Below are 16543 nucleotides of genomic sequence, written 5' to 3'. Positions count from 1 at the left end.
GCGCGGATTACAACCATTTCAGGGCCTCAACGGCGATCACTGTGGCCGATGGAGTCCTGCGAGGTCAGAGGGGCTGGGGGGCGGGGCGGGCGTTGTGGACCAGGCCGGACAGGAGGCGGTCGAGGACGACGCCGGTCTCGCGGCGGGCCTGCGACGGGTCTGCGGAGCGGGCGACGTAGAGGCTTGCCTCGGCGAGCAGCGCCGTGACCAGCCGGGTCAGTGGCGCGACCGGAATCGGGTCGATCACCTCCTCGGCGATGGCGCGTTCCAGCCATTCCGAGAGCAGCCCATAGCCGTGCTTCTCGACCAGCGTGTTCCAGGCGTCGTTGCCGAGCACGGCGGGGCCGTCGACCAGCACGATCCGCTGGAAGTCCGTATCCGTCCTGGTGGAGAAGTCCAGCAGCGACTGGAAGCCGCGACGCAGCTGCGTCCAGGCGTCGCCACCGATCGTCGCCTCCAGCTCACTCTTGACGAGAGCGGTCGCGACCTCGCTCGCGACCTCCTTCATCACCTCACGGAACAGGTCCGCCTTGTCGCGGAAGTGGTGGTACAGAGCGCCCCGGGTGACGCGCGCATCGGCGACGATCTCCTCGGTGCCCGTGGCCACATATCCCTGTTCCGCGAACCGCCGGCGCGCGGCGGCAACCAACGCGGTTCGTGTTTCCAACGACCGGTTGTCCGGCGTGCGGTCACTCGCTCGGGCGTTGTCCGCCGTGCGCAGATCCTGGCGGGCCCTCGTCACAGCTCGATTATGGTGCACAGACCGCCGGCCTTTCACCTCGAACACCCCTGAGGTGGCCGGCTGAAACCCGCCCGGAACACTGCGTGGAATCACGGGGCCGCCAGCGGTGGGCGCGCTCGTCCAAGTGGATTTCGCGGCCGGAACGAGTGGCCCCCGCTGGCGGTCCGTTACGGCCTTGACGCGACCTGCTGCGGGCCGGTACCGAGCGACACGTCCTCGGTGGTCGTCGCGAGACGGGTCTCCCGGATCAGCAGCATCGCGACGAGCCCGACCAGGGCCAGAGGCACCGCGTACAGCCAGACGTGCCCGACGGCGTCCCCGTAGGCGTGCTGGACCACGGCCGCGACGGGCGCGGGCAGTCTGGCCAGGTCCGGGACACCGTGCGTGTCCGCGACGGCGTCCGCGGGCAGACCGGCGGCGGCGAGCCCGTGTCCGGTCCGGCTGGCGGCGAGGTTTCCCAGCAGCGCCCCGAGCGCGGCGACCCCCGCGGTCGAGCCGAGGCTGCGGAAGAAGGCGACCACGCCGCTCGCGGCTCCGAGGTCGCCGCGCGCCGCGCTGTTCTGCACGGCGACCATGAGGTTCTGCTGGGTCATGCCGATGCCGACGCCGACCAGGGCCAGATAGGCGCAGACCGCGGCCAGCGGCGTTCCGGCGCGAATGGTCGCGAACAGCACCTGGCCGCCGCACATGCAGAGGGCCCCGGCGACGAGGATGCCCTTCCAGCGGCCGGTCCGGGTGATGGCCCGCCCGGCGAGGTTGGCCGACACCGCCGAGCTGACGACCATCGGCGCGGTCAGCAGGCCGGACACGGTCGGCGTCTCGCCGCGGCCCAGCTGGAAGTACTGGCTGAACAGCAGCGGCACGGTGACCGTCACGGCGCCCGTCGCGATGACGCCGGTCACCGCGAGCACGATGGTCCGGTCCCGGAACAGCCGGGGCGGCACGATCGGCTCCGCCACCCGCGTCTCCACGACGACGGCGAGCAGCAGTGTGGCCGCCCCACCGAGCAGCAGCGCCAGCCCGGTGCCCGACAGCCAGCCGACGAGGTCCCCACCGAGCGTCAGCCACAGCAGCAGCAGGCCCACGCCACCCGGGATCAGGATGGCGCCGAGGTAGTCGATGCGGACCGGACGACGCTCGGTGGGCAGCCGGAGCGTGCGGACCAGCAGCACGAAGGCGACCACCGCGACCGGGACGCAGATGTAGAAGCACCAGCGCCAGCCGAGCCCAGGGGTGTCGACGATCACCCCGCCGACCAGTGGGCCGGAGATGTTCGACACGGCGAACGCGGCACCGATGTAGCCGTTGTAGCGGGCCCGCTCCCGGGCCGGGACCATCGCCGCGATCGCCACCTGCGTCAGCGAGCTGGTGCCGCCGGCGCCGACACCCTGCACCCCGCGTGCGGCGATCAGCCAGGCGGGCGAATGGGAGAGCCCGGCGAGGCAGGAGCCGACCGTGAACAGCGTGAGGGCCAGCAGGAGCAGGACCTTCGGGCTCAGCAGATCGGACAGCTTCCCCCAGAGCGGCACGGTCGCCGTCATCATCAGCAGCGTCATCGCCGCGACCCAGGTGTAGTCGGTCGAGCTTCCATGCAGGTCGGCCATGATGCGCGGCAGCGCGTTCGCCACGACGGTGCCGGCGATCATCGTGACGAACAGGCCCAGCACCAGCGCCCAGACGGCCTGGCTGATCTCTCGCTGCGACATCGGCCGGTGCTCCGGACCGGGCGGGTGAGCAACGGACGTCGTCGTCGGCTCCGGCTGCCTGGGATCGTCGTCGGGCGCCGGGCCCTGGCTGGCCGCGCGTTCCGCGGACGTCGTCATGGTCGGTCCTCGGAGGTAGGCGGTTCCGTGAGCGGAACGAACCTAACCGGAAGGAATGCTTCCGCGCGCAGCTCCGTCGCGTTTGCCACGTCCCGCCCAAGTCCGGCCCGCGCGCCCTCGTGGCCGGAGTAACGGATGTGTCATCCCCGGGGCCTAGGCTGGCGACAGCGGCGGGAGCTCCCCAGGAGCGAGCCGCGCCAGCAGCGCGGATACGAGACCGGGAGGCGTCGGTGCACCTCGACCACGATCACCACGAGCATGGTTCCTCGCTGCTCGGTGGCGCCCAGGGCTCCGGGGGTTCGGCCGGCCCCGGGCTGACGGCGGCGTGGCGGACGGCCGCGCCGGCGGCGCCGCGGGCGGTTCCCGCCGGCCGGGCGCTGCGGATCGGGATCGGCGGGCCGGTCGGCAGTGGCAAGACCGCGCTCGTCGCGGCGCTCTGCCGCGCACTGGCCGACAAGGTCGACCTCGCCGTCGTCACCAACGACATCTACACGACCGAGGACGCCGACTTCCTGCGTCGCGCCGGGGTGCTGGACCCGGCGCGGATCCGCGCGGTCGAGACCGGCTGCTGCCCCCACACGGCGATCCGCGACGACATCACGTCCAACCTGGACGCCGTCGAGGACCTGGACGCCGCGTTCGGCCCGCTGGACCTCATCCTCGTCGAGTCCGGCGGCGACAACCTGACCGCGACCTTCAGCTACGGACTGATCGACCGGCAGATCTTCGTCGTCGACGTCGCCGGCGGTGACAAGGTGCCGCGCAAGGGCGGCCCCGGCGTCACCAGCAGCGACCTGCTCGTCATCAACAAGACCGACCTGGCCCCACTCGTCGGCGCCGACCTCGGCGTGATGGAGCGCGACGCCACGGCGATGCGCGACGGCCGTCCGGTGCTGTTCACCAGCCTCGTCGAGGACCCGGCGGCCACCGACGTCGCCCGCTGGGTCTTCAGCCAGCTCGTCGAGGCCCGGGCCGCCGGCGCGGGCATCTACGAGTCCAACCTCACCCCGCTCGCCTCCGTCGGCCTCGACGTGCCCGGCACGCAGTGAGGCGCGGCGGCCCCCCTCGCGGTATCCGCGATGGCGAGGCCTGGCGGCGCGGTCGGTCCGGCGGCCTGGTGCGGGCCACGGTCGGCGTCGGCCCGGCAGACCGGTGACGGCGCTCGCCGCCGCCGGGCCCGCGCCGACGGACGGCGGAACGTCGGACGGGCCCGCCACCCGGTCTCCACTGGCGGGCTCGGGCGCTGTCGGTGGCGGCCGGACGGTGGTCCGGGCTCACGCCGCCGTGCGGGTCGAGGCCGGCCCGGACGGCTCGGCGCGGGTCACCGAGCTGCGTTCGGCCGTGCCGTTGGTGATGCGGCACACGTCGACCTCCCCGGCCGCCACCGGCGCCCCAGGTCTTCCGGCGGAGGCGTGGCGGCTGGAGGACCTGGTGCCCCCGGCGCTGCCGACGGTCACCGTGCACCTCGTCGGCGCGGCCGCCGGCCCGCTGACCGGGGATCAGCTGCGCCTCGACATCAGCGTCGGCACCGGCGTACGGCTGGTGCTGCGGTCGGTCGCGGCGACGCTCGCGATGCCCGGGCACGGAGCGGGGCCGTCGGTGCTGGAGATTCACGCGGACGTCGCGACCGGGGGTGCGCTCGACCTGCTGCCGGAGCCGACGGTCGCGGTACGCGGCTGCTGGCACCGCATGGTCGGACGGGCGACCGTCGCCACGGGCGGGTGGCTGCGATGGCGGGAGGAGATCCTGCTCGGTCGGTTCGGCGAGCCTTCCGGCCAGATCGAGACCGATCTGCGGGTCGATGTCCGCTCCGCGTCGGCTGGCGGGGCCACGGGGCCCGGTCGCCGGCCGCTGCTGCGTCAGCAGCTGACCCTCGGGCCCGATGCCCCAGGCCTGGGCAGCGCGGCGCTGGTGGGCTCGGCCCGCGCCGTCGGCTCCCTGCTGATCGCCGCGCCTCCGGACGACTGCGGCGCCCCGGCGGCGGACCCCGGGACGTCGCGCCCTCCAGCTGACCAGTCAGGCCACGCCCCGGACCGGAGACAGGGCCTGGCGGGCCTTGGCGTCGCCGTGTCGGTGAGCCCGGCCGAGCCGGCGACCGCCGGGCGCATCCCCGGCGGCGCCGCGGTGCTCCCGCTGGCTGGCCCTGGCGTCCTGGTGACGGCCCTCGCTGACGACGCCGTCACCCTTCGCCGCCACCTCGGGGACTGAGAGGTCGGCGGCTGAGTCATGCCTGATGGCGGTGGCGGGGGTCCTCGCCCCACCACCAGGGATGACCCAGTCTCCAACCCGGCCGGCCCCCCTCGGGCGAACGCGGCGCTAGACGAGGTGGGCGAAGACGACCACGTTGTCGACGTAGTGCCCGGTCGTGTGGTCGAAGACGCCCCCGCAGGTGATCAGGCGGAGCTGGGCGCCCGTTCCCGAGTGGTAGACCTCCTGGTCCGGGAAGTTGGCCTTCGAGTACTCGGCCGCCCGGTCGACGACGAACTTCGCCGTTGTTCCGTCGGCCCGCTGGACGAGGACCAGACCACCCGGCCGCAGGCGGTTGAGGCGGTAGAACACGGCCGGGCCGGTCTTCGAATCGACGTGGCCGGCGATCACCGCGACGCCGTCGTCGCCTGGCTCCGGGCCGGCGTGGTTCCAGCCGACCTCGCTGAACCCGGTCGGGGCCAGGAGACGCCCGGCCGCGTCCAGGTCCAGGGGCACGACGGGCGCCGCCACCCCGATGTCCGGCACGGTGAGCCGGACCGGGTCCGCCGCCTTGCCCGCGGCGCCGCTCCCGGACCCCGAGCCCACCGCGCCGGAACCCACCGCGCCATCCGAACCCGAGCCCGCGGCGCCGCCCGCCGAGGTGGGCTCGGCGCCATTGCGGGCCGGGGCCGTGGTGGCGGGTACCCGGCCCGCGCCGGCCCGCGCGCCGCAGGCGGCGAGCGAGGCCGACGCGAGTACGAGTGCGATCACCATCGTCAGCCCGGCGGGAAGCCGACCAGTCACCCGCGCGCGCTCACGCGCCGGCGCCGTAGACCGAACACGCCGAGCGCGCCAAGCCCGGCAGCCGCGCCGGCCGCGACCGGAACCACGAGGTCCGCGCTGTGGCCAGGGTTCCGCTGGGTGCCGCCGAGGCCGGTGTCGACTCCGCCGCGCGGCTCCACAGCCGCGGGCGTGCGGCCGTCGGCCTGCCCGGGGATGGACGTCAGCCGGGGGGCGTCGGCCCGCGGCGGAGTGGCCGTGACCGGGCGCGGCTCGGCCGGCGCGGGCGTCGGCGCCTGCGGGTCGATCGGGACCGGGGCGGGCATCGGGGCCCGGGCGGCGGCGGAGACGGTGGGGACCGGCGTCGCGGCGCTGGCGGCCGTCGCCGGCAGCACCACGGCCCCGGCCAGCGCGGCGGCGAGCGCGGAGGACGTGGCGAGCCGACGAGTGGCTCGGGAGGTCAGGTTCATCTCTGGACTGCCTCGATCTCTTTGGGGGAGTCCGGGCCGATGACGCGCCCGGAGGCCCAGGGCCCGGGAGCGGGCCGGTTGGCTGGGCCGCTCCCAACCCGGTGGCTGGTGGTCGTCGGCCGGTTCGATCCGGCCGAGACCGAGCCTCTCGGCGGCGAGTGGGCTGACCGTGAGACGACGGTGAGAGGCCTCTCATGGAGGAGCCGGTGCCCTCGGCCGGGGACCGGCCCGGGCTTCCGGCCTCACCTACCATGACGGGCATGGCGGATCACCCGGTTGCGCCGGAGCCGGCGGCCGGTACGCCCCGGCGGGCGGCCCAGACCCGGCCCGAGAACGGCATGGCGACCGAGGTCAGCGCGGCCCAGGTCAGTGCGTCGACCGAGATCAGCGCGTCGACCGAGATCAGCGCGGCGGCCCAGGTCAGTGCGTCGGCCGGGGGCAGTGTGGCGGCCTGGCGGACCGGCCTGGCGGTGCTCGGGCTCTCGGCGGTCGTCGGCGGGCTGGTCGCCGGGGTGCTGTCTGCCGCGCAGGAACCGAGCCCGCCCGACCTTGGCGGCCCGATTCTGGCCAAAGGGGCGGTGGCCACCGCCACCCCGAGCCCCAGCCCAGCGCGCACGCTCCCGGCCCCGACCCCGACGATGCTGACACCCCCGCTGCTGGCGCGGGAGGGACCCTCAGCCGCCACCGAGGTGGCGGTCCGCCCAGTCCCGCTGCCGATCGCCGCTCCGGCTCCCGCGAGCGGCCCGCTCTCGGCGGCGCCCGGTTCGGAACCACGCGCGGCGGCGCCCGCGCGGGCTTCCGTGAGCGTGACGCCCTAGCGGCGCTTCCCAGGCGTCGCGCGGGCCGCCGGGGATGAGAGCCTTCTCATCGTGTCCTCATCCACCGCTTGGGTCCGCGCGGCACGCTTGGCGGCATGGCGCGTCGGCGGCCGAGGTCCCACGGGCCGGCGAGCGGGCTGATGAGGATTCGCGCCGTGACGGGCTCCGCGCGGCTGCGCATCCTTGGCTGGCAGCTCCTGCTCGTCGCGCTCGCGCTGGCCGGCTCGGTGCTGGCCGCCCGCGAGGTGCTGCTCGCGCGGGCCGACGAACGGGTCGACCAGGGCCTGGCGAAGGAAGTCAGCGAGCTGCGCAGGTTCGTGGAGAAGAACGTCGACCCGGCGACGCGGCGTTCTCAGTTCACCGACGTGCGGGCCCTGCTCGAGGCGCACCTCGAACGGGCGATCCCCGACCGCAACCAGACCATGCTCGCGCTGGTCGACGGCAAGCCGATCTTCCGCAGCGCCGAGACGCCGCCGTACCGGCTGGACACCGACCCGGCGGCGATCGCGGCGTTCGTGTCGTCGGCCGCGTCGGGTCGGCCTAGCTACGGCCGGGTGGGCACGCCGGCCGGGGAGGTCCGCTACGTCGCGGTCCCGGTGAGCACGCAAGGCCGGCCCGAACGGGGCATCTTCGTGTCCGCGGTCTTCGTCGACCGGGAGCGGGCCGAGGTCGGCGCGGTCGTCCGGGTGCTGAGCGTGGTGGGGTTCGGTGCGCTGGCCGTCGCGGGCGCCGCTGGCTGGATGGTCGCCGGACGGGTCCTCGCCCCGGTACGGATGGTGCGCCGGACCGCCCAGTCGATCACCGAGACCGACCTCTCGCGCCGGATCCCGATCGGCGGCGCCGGCCCCGCGCGCGGCGGCCGCCGCTCCGGTCGCGGCGGCCGTGGAACGCGCGGCGGCCGTGGAACGCGGGGTGACGGTGCCGGCCGGGACGAGATCACGGAGCTGGCGCGCACGTTCAACGGCATGTTGGACCGGCTGGAGGAGGCTTTCGAGACACAGCGCGCCTTCGTCGACGACGCCGGCCACGAGCTGCGCACCCCGATCACCATCATCCGCGGGCATCTGGAGCTGCTCGGCGACGACCCGGACGACCGGGCCGACACCGTGGCCCTCGTCCTCGACGAGCTCGACCGGATGAGCCGCCTGGTCGACGACCTGCTGATGCTGGCGAAGGCCGAGCAGCCCGACTTCCTGCGCCGGGAGGCGGTCGACCTCGCCGCGTTCACCGAGGACCTGTTCATCAAGGTGCGGGCGCTGGCGCCGCGCGCGTGGCGGCTGGAGGCGGTCGGCGCCGGCTGGCTGCTCGTCGACCGGCAGCGGCTCACCCAGGCGCTGGTGCAGCTGGCCCAGAACGCCACCCAGCACACCGGGCCGGGCGACCCGATCGGCATCGGGTCCGCGGTCGACGGCCGCGTCGCCAGCTTCTGGGTCGCGGACTCCGGCCCCGGCGTGCCGCCGGCCGACCGGGCCCGCATCTTCGAGCGCTTCGCCCGCGGCGCGCGCGCCCGGCCGACGGCCGTGCCGGGCGGGGCCGTCGGCGGCGGAGCGGGACTCGGCCTCGCGATCGTGCGCGCCATCGCGACGGCGCATGGTGGAACGGTCCGGGTCGGCGGTCCGAGCGGGACCGGGCAGGGTGCCGTGTTCATCCTGGAGCTGAGCCTGCTGCCCGACCAGGTGGACCGCGACCACGAGCCGCGTGACGAGGAAGCCCACGTCGGCGGATCGTGGCCCGCCGGCGTCGAGCCGCTGGAGTTCGCGTCGGGTGACGACGGGCGCCCGAGCGGGTTGGAGGGCCGAGGGGCCGGTCGAGGCGGCGGGAGGCAGGCATGACGAACCGGGTCCTGATCGCCGAGGACGAGCAGCGGATCGCGTCGTTCGTGGCGAAGGGGCTGCGGTCGAACGGCTTCGTCCCGACCTGCGTCGCCGACGGCCAGTCGGCGCTGGAGGTCGCGCTGGCGGGCGACGTCGACCTGTTGCTGCTCGATCTCGGCCTGCCCGACCTGGACGGGTTCGCCGTGCTGCGCCAGCTGCGGGCCGCGGGCTCGCGGCTGCCCGTCGTGGTGCTGACCGCCCGCGACGGGGTGCGTGACACGGTCGCCGCGCTGGAGGGCGGGGCCGACGACTACGTCAGCAAGCCCTTCCGGTTCGAGGAGCTGCTCGCCCGTGTCCGGCTGCGGCTGCGGCCCGACCGAGGGGCCGCCCCGGAGCCGACCGTGCTGCGCAGCGGTGATCTCGCCCTGGACCTGCGTACCCGCCAGGCGCGCGTCGGCGACCGAGTGATCGACCTGACCGCCCGGGAGTTCGTGCTGGCCGAGACGTTCCTGCGCCACCCCGGCCAGGTGCTCGCCCGCGAGCAGCTGCTGTCCGCGGTCTGGGGCTACGACTACGACCCGGGCAGCAACATCGTCGACGTCTACGTCGGCTACCTGCGCCGCAAGCTCGGCGCGGCCAGGATCGCGACGGTCCGCGGCATGGGCTACCGGCTGGAGACGGCCGTCAGGACGTGAACATCCGGACCGGCGCGGCGCGGTGGCGCTCGGCGAGCAGGTCGAGGCGGACCGCCGACGGGGCTGGCAGCAGGTCCGGCCTGCCGGCGGCGAGGGCGGCAGTGGCCGCGGCTGTCGCGGTGGCCGCGACGCTCTCCACCTCCACGGCCAGCCGGGCCTGCAGGCCGGTGACCGCCAACGGGTCGAGCCCGAGCAGCCGGGTCGCGGCCGAGGCCGGGCCCGACACCGCGCCGTAGCAGGCGACCAGCGCCGCGTCCGCCGGTCCGAGCCCCGCTGCGGCGGCGACGACGCCCAGGGCAACCGGGTGGTGCGGCGCGGCCGGCAGCGCCGCGCCGGCCAGGTCCCAGGCGGCGCGGCCGGCCCGCAGCAGCGTCCGCCCCTGTGCCCGGCTGGCGTCCCGCTGCGCGGGGGACGGCGTCCGGGCGTCGAGCTCGGTGTCGAGTGCGGCGAGCAGCTCCCCGTCCTGGCTGGCTTCGCGGCCGTGCTGGCTGGCTTCGCAGGCGGCGGCGGCGAACGCGGCGGACAGCAGGCCCGCCGTCGACAACCGGCCGCGGAGGAACTCGGCGAGGTCGTCCAGCCCGCGGATGCCCCCGTCGACGATCGCGGCCTCCATCCCGCCCGAGTGCGCATGCCCGCCCGCGGGCAGCCGTCCGTCGGCCAGCACCAACAGCGCGGCCCTGGCACCCGGCCGACCCGCCAGGCCGGCCAGCGCCTGGCCCGCCGGGCCGGCCAGCGCCTGGCCCGCCGGGCCGGGTCGTTCGGCCGACATGTCCGTCATCGCAGACCTTCCACAAGGTAGTAGTAGATGGTGTTCATGATCCAGTCGCACCGTCGGGGCTTCCAGCGCGTTGTCACGCTCTCCCGCCAGGACATCCTGGCCGCCGAGCTGTCCGCTTCGCGAGGCGGCCGGCCTTCCAGGCCGCCGGGCCGGGTCCAGCCCGGCCGGGCGCGGGGAGTCGCCGTGGTGCTTGCCGCCGGGCTGGTCGCCGGTGGTCTCGCCGGCTGCGGGCGGCATCATCCGCCGAAGCCGACGAACCTGACCTGCGCCGCGAACTACTCGGTGCAGTGGAGCGACAAGCACGATCGGTGGGAGTGCCTGCCCAACAAGTCGTCGTCGAACAATGGCAACTCGTCGTCGAACTCGTCTCGTCGTGGCAACCGGCGGCACTGACCTGCGCCGTCGGTGATCCCAGTTACGTCCCCCGAGGGCGCTGCTGGTCGGTAATGCGGTCGTAACCGCCGCGTCCTAGCGTCAGAGTGGTCAGCGCGCAGGTCGTGCGGGACGCGGGGCGTGGACGCGGCCGCTCGCCCGGGACCTGCCTGACCGAGACCCCGTGACGATCCCGGGGCCGGACCTCAGGGAGGCTGCGCATGCGTTCGACCGTGCTCGCGACACCGGCGACCTTCGGGGTCTTCGAGGTGGACTGGGCCGCCAACGGGGCTGCTGACGGCGCGCCGCTGCCGGGCCTCGCCGAGATCGAGGAGTTCTACCGGGCCTTCGGCTACGTGCTGCTGCGCGGCCTGGTGCCCGACGAGCTGACGGCCCGGATGGAGACGGAATGCGCCGCCGTCCAGGCCGACGTGCTGGCCGGGCGGCTGCCCGAGCGGTATGGCTCGACGAAGTACCTGGACGCGGCCGAGAAGGCGGAAAGATTCGTCAACTACGTCGAGCACGTCCAGGAGCTGTCGCCCGCCGTGCTGGAGACGGCGACGCTTCCGGCGTTGCTCGCGGTGATCCGCCGGCTGATCGGCGACTCGGCGTGGCTCAACGGCTCCGAGCAGGCCGGCGTCGTCTACCAGGACTCCCGCCCTGGCCGAGAGTCCGGCTACACCCGGATCGGCTGGCATTCCGACTGGCAGGCGATGCCCAGCGTCGACATCTGGCCCGGTCTGGCGTTCACCTTCCATCTGGACGCCACCAGCCCGGCCAACGGGTTCCTGCGGGTTGTGCCCGGCAGCAACAACTGGGCGACGCCCGCGCCGTATCGCAACGTCAACAGCGTCGAGGTCCCCGACGACGCGCGCCCGGCCGGCGGCTACACCGACACGCCACCACCCGTCGAGATGCCGCTCGGCTTCGACAAGATCCCGGGTGAGGTGGCCGTCTACACCGAGCGCGGCGACGTGATCCTGCACGACGGCTACCTGTGGCACTCCGCGTCAAGGGCCACCGACGACGACGGCGTCCGCCGCCACGTCCGCGGCGGCTATTGGAGTGGCCCACCGGCCAACTACCGGCCCCAGTTCCTCAAGAACGCCGCCCGGTAGGCCTCGCGCGTTCTGGGCCTTGCGCGGCCTGCTGGACGAGGTGGTCTGGGCTGCGCGGTCTGGGCTTACCCGTTCTGGGCCTGGCTCGGCCTAGGCTTTGCATGGTCTGGGTTTATCGGTTCTGACCTACCCGTTCTGGGCCTTGCGTGGTCTGGGCCTTGCGTGGCCTGCTGGACGAGGTGGTCTGGGCTGCGCGGTCTGGCCTTACCCGTTCTGGGCCTGGCTCGGTCCGCGCCTTGCGTGGTCTGGCTTACCCGTTCTGGACCTCGCTCGGCCCAGGCCTTGCATGGTTCGGGTGAGGTGGTCTCGGCCGCATGGCCTCGCTTACCCGTTCTCGGCTTACCTGGTTCGGGCCTACTTGGTCTGGCCTTACCCGTTCTCGGGTTGTCTGGTCTGGTTGGCGATGGTCTCGGTAGCGAGCTGTCGGGGGTCGGGTCTGGCTGGCGTTCGTCTGGGCGGCGTGCCAATCCTGGGCCGCTTGGCCCCCGCAGCCGCCGTTTCCCATACCAAGCTGCCGATCATCGTGCCGCGATGCCGCCGAGCCTCTTCATGATCGCCGACTTGGTAGCGGGAACGTCGTTCTGCGCGCTGTTTGTCGCATTTATCCATACCAACCTGGCGATCACCGCCGTCGCACAGCCTCTGGACCGCCCGAAGATCGCCATATGGGTATGCGTATTGGCGCCTCGGCCGGCGACGGACTCCCTGCCCACCACGCGAGCGACCGCCGAGGGCGTCCCGGCGCCCGAAGCGTTCCGCGGAACGCCGGACTGGCGCCGCCCAAGCCACGTTGGACCTCGCCGCCCGCCTTTACCTACCCACCGCCATCGATAACGCCTATCCAGACCTCGACTCCCAGACGGCCCGGCTACCCCAGGCCGGCGCCAACCAGACCATGTATGCCCCGACCACGCACAGCGGCCACCGCCGTCCCGGCCCACTAAGCCCAGACCGCACACGGCCGCGCATTCGTCGCCGAGAGTGTGTCTGGACAGCGAGTCAATCCTGACCTGTTGGCGCCCCGTGCTCGCAATTCCCCTGCGCACTCGGCGATCATCGGGCTCTGACGCCGCCCCAGTTCTTCATGATCGCCGGTTGGGCAGGGGAAATCGTCGTTCGGCGCCCCGGGTTGTCGCATTTATCTCTGCGCAACTGGCGATCATCGCCGTCGTCCACCGTCGGACCGCTCGAAGATCGCCAGAAGCGTAGGCGAATCGGCGGCTCGGGCCTTCAGTCGCTCGACGGGCTGACCGTCCATCGCCGGAGCGATCGCCAGGGCGCCCCAGCGCCCGAGGCGTTCCGTGGGACGGTTGATCTCCGCGTTCCGTGGGACGGTTGATCTCCGCGTTCCGTGGGACGGTTGATCTCCGCGTTCCGTGGGACGGTTGATCTCCGCGTTCCGTGGGACGGTTGATCTCCGCGTTCCGTGGGACGGTTGATCTCCGCGTTCCGTGGGACGGTTGATCTCCGCGTTCCGTGGGACGGTTGATCTCCGCGTTCCGTGGGACGGTTGATCTCCGCGTTCCGTGGGACGGTTGATCTCCGCGTTCCGTGGGACGGTTGATCTCCGCGTTCCGTGGGACGGTTGATCTCCGCGTTCCGTGGGACGGTTGATCTCCGCGTTCCGTGGGACGGTTGATCTCCGCGTTCCGTGGGACGGTTGATCTCCGCGTTCCGTGGGACGGGCTGAGCATCCGTTTGGCCTGGTAGGGCGGGTGCGGGTGTAGGGGATCCCGGTCGGGGAAGCGACAGGCTACGTGGCCGGATTCGTCGTGCTTGCGACGAGGCGGGTGCTCCTGCCCGACCTACGCTTTGCCCCGACAAACCAGAACAACGGGGCCGGCCGCGGCCGAGTGGCCGAGACGGCGGGGGTGTTGAGTTTCATGAGCCAGGGCGAAGCGACGGGTGGCAACGGTCCGGGGCGGGGCATCGCCGAGCTGGATGAGGCGTCGTGCCGGGTCGAGGACGCCTTCGACCGGGCCGAGGTGGCGCGTTTCGAGCGTCTAGAGCCGATAGTGCGCCGGGCGGCGGCCGAGCATCGGGACCTGCACAGCCGGGGCGTGCGGTTCCTGGCCCGGCAGGGCGTCCGCCAGTTCATCGATCTCAGCTACGGGCTGGCGACTCCCCGCAGCACCCACCGGCTCGCCCGAGCGGTCGACCCGGACAGCCGCGTGGTCTACGTCGACGTGGACCCGACCGTCCGTGCGGCGGGCACCGCGCCCGAGACCCGGCACACCACGCTCATGACGGCCGATCCGCGCGATCCGGCCGCGGTTCTCGCCAGCCCGCAGGTGCGTGCCTTCATCGACCTCGACGAGCCGGTCGGCCTGCTGATGCTCGGCGTCGTCCACCACCTGGGTGACGAGGACGACCCGGCCGCCGTCGTCGCCGGCTACAAGGACGCGCTGGCCGCTGGCAGCTACCTGCTCCTGAGCCACTACCTGGATCGTGGCGCGGCGACGGCCGAGCTGGAGGAGACGCTGCTGGCCCATCGGGGCACCGGCCGTTTTCGGTCCAGGGCCGAGATCTCCGCCTACTTCGGCGGCCTCGCGACCGTGCCGCCCGGCCTCAGCTACGCGGCGATGTGGCGCCGGGAGACGATGTTCTCGGGCCGCGTGGACGCCGCGGTCCGGCTGGTCCTGGGCGGGATCGGCCGCAAGGCATAGGGCAAGAACCCAAGCCCCAAGCCCAAAGTCCCAGACCCCAGACCCCAGACCAAGCAGGCTCAGAACAGGAAGTAGCGCTGCGCCATCGGGAGCTCGCGGACGGGGGCGGGCTCGATGGCGTCCCCGTCGATGGTGACGGTGAAGGTGTCGGGGTCGACCCGGATGTCCGGGGTCGCGGTGTTGTTGATCAGGTCGGCCTTGCCGCGGCGGCGGACGTCCCGCACCGGGACCATCGGGGTGGCCAGCTCGAGGCGCGCCGGCAGGCCGGCCTCGATCGCCGCCGGCGCGACGAAGGTCAGCGACGACGCGGCCGCCGGGCCGCGGGCGGCGCCGAACATGGGCCGGGGCAGGATCGGCTGCGGGGTCGGGATCGAGGCGTTCGCGTCGCCCATCGCGGCCCAGGTGATGAAGCCGCCCTTGAGGACGAGCGAGGGGCGGACACCGAAGAACGCCGGCTCGTAGAGCACGAGGTCGGCGAGCTTGCCGACCTCGACCGAACCGACCTCGCCGTCCAGGCCGTGCGCGACGGCCGGGCAGATCGTGTATTTGGCGACGTAGCGCCGTGCCCGCAGGTTGTCCGCCCGCCCGTCACCCGGCAGCGCGCCGCGCCGGGCCTTCATGACGTGCGCGGTCTGCCAGGTGCGCAGGACGACCTCGCCGATCCGGCCCATCGCCTGCGAGTCCGAACCGATCATCGAGATCGCGCCCAGGTCGTGCAGGATGTCCTCGGCCGCGATCGTCGACGGCCGGATCCGGCTCTCCGCGAAGGCGAGGTCCTCGGGGATGCTCGGGTTCAGGTGATGGCAGACCATCAGCATGTCGAGGTGCTCATCGAGCGTGTTGACGGTGTGCGGCCGGGTCGGGTTCGTCGACGACGGCAGGACGTTGCCGGCCGCGGCGACCGTGATGATGTCCGGTGCGTGCCCGCCGCCGGCGCCCTCGGTGTGGTACGCGTGGATCGCCCGGCCGGCGATCGCCGCCAGCGTGCTCTCGACGTACCCGGCCTCGTTCAGCGTGTCGGAGTGCAGCGCGACCTGGACCCCGGCGGCGTCCGCGACCCGCAGCGAGGCGTCGATCACGGCCGGGGTGGTGCCCCAGTCCTCGTGCAGCTTGAACGCTGCGGCCCCGGCGCGCAGCTGCTCCCAGAGCGAGTCCTCGCTGGTCGTGTTGCCCTTGCCGAGCAGGACGACGTTGACGGGCCAGTCGTCCATCGCGGACAGCATCCGGCCCAGGTTCCAGCCGCCCGGGGTGACCGTCGTCGCCTTGGTGCCCTCGGCCGGCCCGGTGCCGCCGCCGATCAGTGTCGTGATGCCGGCGCCCAGGGCCTCCGGGACCTGCTGTGGGCAGATGAAGTGGACGTGGCAGTCGATCGCCCCGGCCGTCATGATCTTCCCGTTGCCCGAGATGATCTCCGTGCCCGGACCGATCACGAGCTCTGGGTGGACGCCGTCCATCGTGTCCGGGTTGCCGGCCTTGCCGAGCGCGACGATCCGGCCGTCGCGGACGCCGACGTCGGCCTTCACGACACCCCAGTGGTCCAGCACGATGACGCCGGTGATCACCAGGTCGGGGGCGCCTTCGGCCCGGGTGGCCCTGGCCTGGCCCATCGACTCGCGGATGACCTTGCCGCCGCCGAAGACGGCCTCGTCGCCGGTGCCGGCGCCGCGAGGCCCGCGGCTGAGGTCGGCGGTGACCTCGATGAACAGGTCGGTGTCGGCCAGCCGGACCCGGTCGCCGACCGTCGGTCCGTACAGCGCGGCGTACCGCGACCGGTCCAGCGAAGCCATGTCTGTCCTCTCGCCCAGGAGAAGGTGTCAACGGGGAGCCTGCGGGCGTTCCAGCCGTCCGGCCTGGGCAGCGGACAGCTGGAACGGGACCGTCAGGGGAGAGTCGGGGTGGCGTCGCGCTCGTCGAGCCTGCCGGCCCATTCCGGCCGCAGGCCCGGGACGTCGCGGGAGCCGGCGAGGGCCACCAGGGTGACCTCGCGTTCGATCCCCGGCTCGAAGCGGACCGCCGTTCCCGCGGGCACCGCGAGCCGGTAGCCCCAGGCCGCCGCGCGGTCGAAGTCGAGCGCCGGGTTCGCCGCGGCGAAGTGGTAGTGCGAGCCGACCTGGACCGGCCGGTCGCCGCCGTTGCGCACGATCAGGGTGAGCGTCGGACGGCCCGGGTTGATCTCGATCGGGTCGTCGTCGTGCAGGACCTCGCCGGGAATCATCGGCATCCGCTCGTTCCTGATCCGCTCGTTCCGGGGGCCGCGACTGGCTGGCTGTTCGGCGGGTG

At 73.4% G+C, this 16543-nt stretch carries 15 protein-coding genes; 8 read left to right on the top strand and 7 right to left on the bottom strand.

The genetic code is table 11. The features are described from left to right. Window positions 1–64: 64 nt before the first annotated feature. Together FRAEUI1C_RS29375 and FRAEUI1C_RS29370 are read right to left on the bottom strand one after the other, a co-directional pair. Window positions 65–721 (bottom strand): TetR/AcrR family transcriptional regulator, encoded by a 657-nt coding sequence (locus FRAEUI1C_RS29375; protein ID WP_157735565.1) that lies wholly within the window; start codon window positions 719–721, stop codon window positions 65–67. 188 nt (window positions 722–909) lie between these two features. Beyond that, window positions 910–2565, bottom strand: a complete 1656-nt coding sequence (locus FRAEUI1C_RS29370) for an MFS transporter (protein ID WP_157735081.1) — start codon at window positions 2563–2565, stop codon at window positions 910–912. A 230-nt stretch (window positions 2566–2795) separates the two neighbouring features. On the opposite strand from FRAEUI1C_RS29370, the gene ureG reads away from it, so the two are divergent. Continuing rightward, the gene (gene ureG / locus FRAEUI1C_RS29365) at window positions 2796–3614 is read left to right on the top strand and encodes an urease accessory protein UreG (protein WP_013427013.1); all 819 of its coding nucleotides are present in this window, start codon (window positions 2796–2798) and stop codon (window positions 3612–3614) included. A gap of 103 nt (window positions 3615–3717) precedes the next feature. Then, complete coding sequence (locus FRAEUI1C_RS29360; protein ID WP_232425172.1) at window positions 3718–4773, top strand: urease accessory protein UreD; 1056 nt, start codon at window positions 3718–3720, stop codon at window positions 4771–4773. 108 nt (window positions 4774–4881) lie between these two features. On the opposite strand, the gene FRAEUI1C_RS29355 is transcribed toward FRAEUI1C_RS29360, so the two are convergent. Both FRAEUI1C_RS29355 and FRAEUI1C_RS29350 read right to left on the bottom strand, forming a co-directional pair. Beyond that, the gene (locus FRAEUI1C_RS29355) at window positions 4882–5556 is read right to left on the bottom strand and encodes a class F sortase (protein ID WP_232425171.1); all 675 of its coding nucleotides are present in this window, start codon (window positions 5554–5556) and stop codon (window positions 4882–4884) included. Next, entirely contained in the window at window positions 5553–6002 is a 450-nt protein-coding gene (locus FRAEUI1C_RS29350) for a hypothetical protein (RefSeq protein ID WP_013427010.1), read from the bottom strand. Before FRAEUI1C_RS29350 ends, FRAEUI1C_RS29355 begins: the two co-directional genes overlap by 4 nt. Before the next feature lie 260 nt (window positions 6003–6262). On the opposite strand from FRAEUI1C_RS29350, the gene FRAEUI1C_RS29345 reads away from it, so the two are divergent. From FRAEUI1C_RS29345 to FRAEUI1C_RS29335, 3 genes are all read left to right on the top strand, one after another. After that, a complete protein-coding gene (locus tag FRAEUI1C_RS29345) occupies window positions 6263–6820 on the top strand; it encodes a hypothetical protein (protein WP_157735080.1) in 558 nt (185 codons plus the stop codon). 155 nt (window positions 6821–6975) lie between these two features. Further along, entirely contained in the window at window positions 6976–8652 is a 1677-nt protein-coding gene (locus FRAEUI1C_RS29340; protein WP_232425170.1) for a sensor histidine kinase, read from the top strand. Next, entirely contained in the window at window positions 8649–9329 is a 681-nt protein-coding gene (locus tag FRAEUI1C_RS29335) for a response regulator transcription factor (RefSeq protein ID WP_013427007.1), read from the top strand. Before FRAEUI1C_RS29340 ends, FRAEUI1C_RS29335 begins: the two co-directional genes overlap by 4 nt. Here FRAEUI1C_RS29335 and FRAEUI1C_RS29330 read toward each other — a convergent pair. Next, entirely contained in the window at window positions 9319–10107 is a 789-nt protein-coding gene (locus FRAEUI1C_RS29330; RefSeq protein WP_013427006.1) for an urease accessory protein UreF, read from the bottom strand. The genes FRAEUI1C_RS29335 and FRAEUI1C_RS29330 overlap by 11 nt on opposite strands. Before the next feature lie 27 nt (window positions 10108–10134). Here FRAEUI1C_RS29330 and FRAEUI1C_RS36785 point away from each other — a divergent pair, with 27 nt between their 5' ends. The 3 genes from FRAEUI1C_RS36785 to FRAEUI1C_RS29315 all read left to right on the top strand — a co-directional run bounded on the left by FRAEUI1C_RS36785 (window position 10135) and on the right by FRAEUI1C_RS29315 (window position 14263). Next, a complete protein-coding gene (locus FRAEUI1C_RS36785) occupies window positions 10135–10500 on the top strand; it encodes a hypothetical protein (RefSeq protein WP_013427005.1) in 366 nt (121 codons plus the stop codon). 200 nt (window positions 10501–10700) lie between these two features. Continuing rightward, window positions 10701–11597 (top strand): phytanoyl-CoA dioxygenase family protein, encoded by an 897-nt coding sequence (locus tag FRAEUI1C_RS29320; RefSeq protein ID WP_013427004.1) that lies wholly within the window; start codon window positions 10701–10703, stop codon window positions 11595–11597. A 1883-nt stretch (window positions 11598–13480) separates the two neighbouring features. Further along, the gene (locus tag FRAEUI1C_RS29315; protein ID WP_083819652.1) at window positions 13481–14263 is read left to right on the top strand and encodes an SAM-dependent methyltransferase; all 783 of its coding nucleotides are present in this window, start codon (window positions 13481–13483) and stop codon (window positions 14261–14263) included. A 59-nt stretch (window positions 14264–14322) separates the two neighbouring features. Here FRAEUI1C_RS29315 and FRAEUI1C_RS29310 read toward each other — a convergent pair whose 3' ends face one another. Next, entirely contained in the window at window positions 14323–16050 is a 1728-nt protein-coding gene (locus FRAEUI1C_RS29310) for an urease subunit alpha (protein WP_013427002.1), read from the bottom strand. Between the two features lie 92 nt (window positions 16051–16142). Continuing rightward, window positions 16143–16478 (bottom strand): urease subunit beta, encoded by a 336-nt coding sequence (locus FRAEUI1C_RS29305; RefSeq protein ID WP_041261701.1) that lies wholly within the window; start codon window positions 16476–16478, stop codon window positions 16143–16145. Between the last annotated feature and the right edge of the window lie 65 nt (window positions 16479–16543).

Source organism: Pseudofrankia inefficax (genome assembly GCF_000166135.1).
GTDB lineage: Bacteria > Actinomycetota > Actinomycetes > Frankiales > Frankiaceae > Pseudofrankia > Pseudofrankia inefficax.
This window is presented reverse-complemented; position numbering and strand designations above follow the sequence as displayed.

Bases quoted from the DNA above. Each gene is read 5' to 3' on its own strand.
- FRAEUI1C_RS29305 (WP_041261701.1), bottom strand. From the start codon at position 16,478: ATGATTCCCGGCGAGGTCCTGCACGACGACGACCCGATCGAGATCAAC.
- FRAEUI1C_RS29320 (WP_013427004.1), top strand. From the start codon at position 10,701: ATGCGTTCGACCGTGCTCGCGACACCGGCGACCTTCGGGGTCTTCGAG.
- FRAEUI1C_RS29310 (WP_013427002.1), bottom strand. From the start codon at position 16,050: ATGGCTTCGCTGGACCGGTCGCGGTACGCCGCGCTGTACGGACCGACG.
- FRAEUI1C_RS29335 (WP_013427007.1), top strand. From the start codon at position 8,649: ATGACGAACCGGGTCCTGATCGCCGAGGACGAGCAGCGGATCGCGTCG.
- FRAEUI1C_RS36785 (WP_013427005.1), top strand. From the start codon at position 10,135: ATGGTGTTCATGATCCAGTCGCACCGTCGGGGCTTCCAGCGCGTTGTC.
- FRAEUI1C_RS29315 (WP_083819652.1), top strand. From the start codon at position 13,481: ATGAGCCAGGGCGAAGCGACGGGTGGCAACGGTCCGGGGCGGGGCATC.
- FRAEUI1C_RS29330 (WP_013427006.1), bottom strand. From the start codon at position 10,107: ATGACGGACATGTCGGCCGAACGACCCGGCCCGGCGGGCCAGGCGCTG.
- FRAEUI1C_RS29345 (WP_157735080.1), top strand. From the start codon at position 6,263: ATGGCGGATCACCCGGTTGCGCCGGAGCCGGCGGCCGGTACGCCCCGG.
- FRAEUI1C_RS29350 (WP_013427010.1), bottom strand. From the start codon at position 6,002: ATGAACCTGACCTCCCGAGCCACTCGTCGGCTCGCCACGTCCTCCGCG.
- FRAEUI1C_RS29370 (WP_157735081.1), bottom strand. From the start codon at position 2,565: ATGACGACGTCCGCGGAACGCGCGGCCAGCCAGGGCCCGGCGCCCGAC.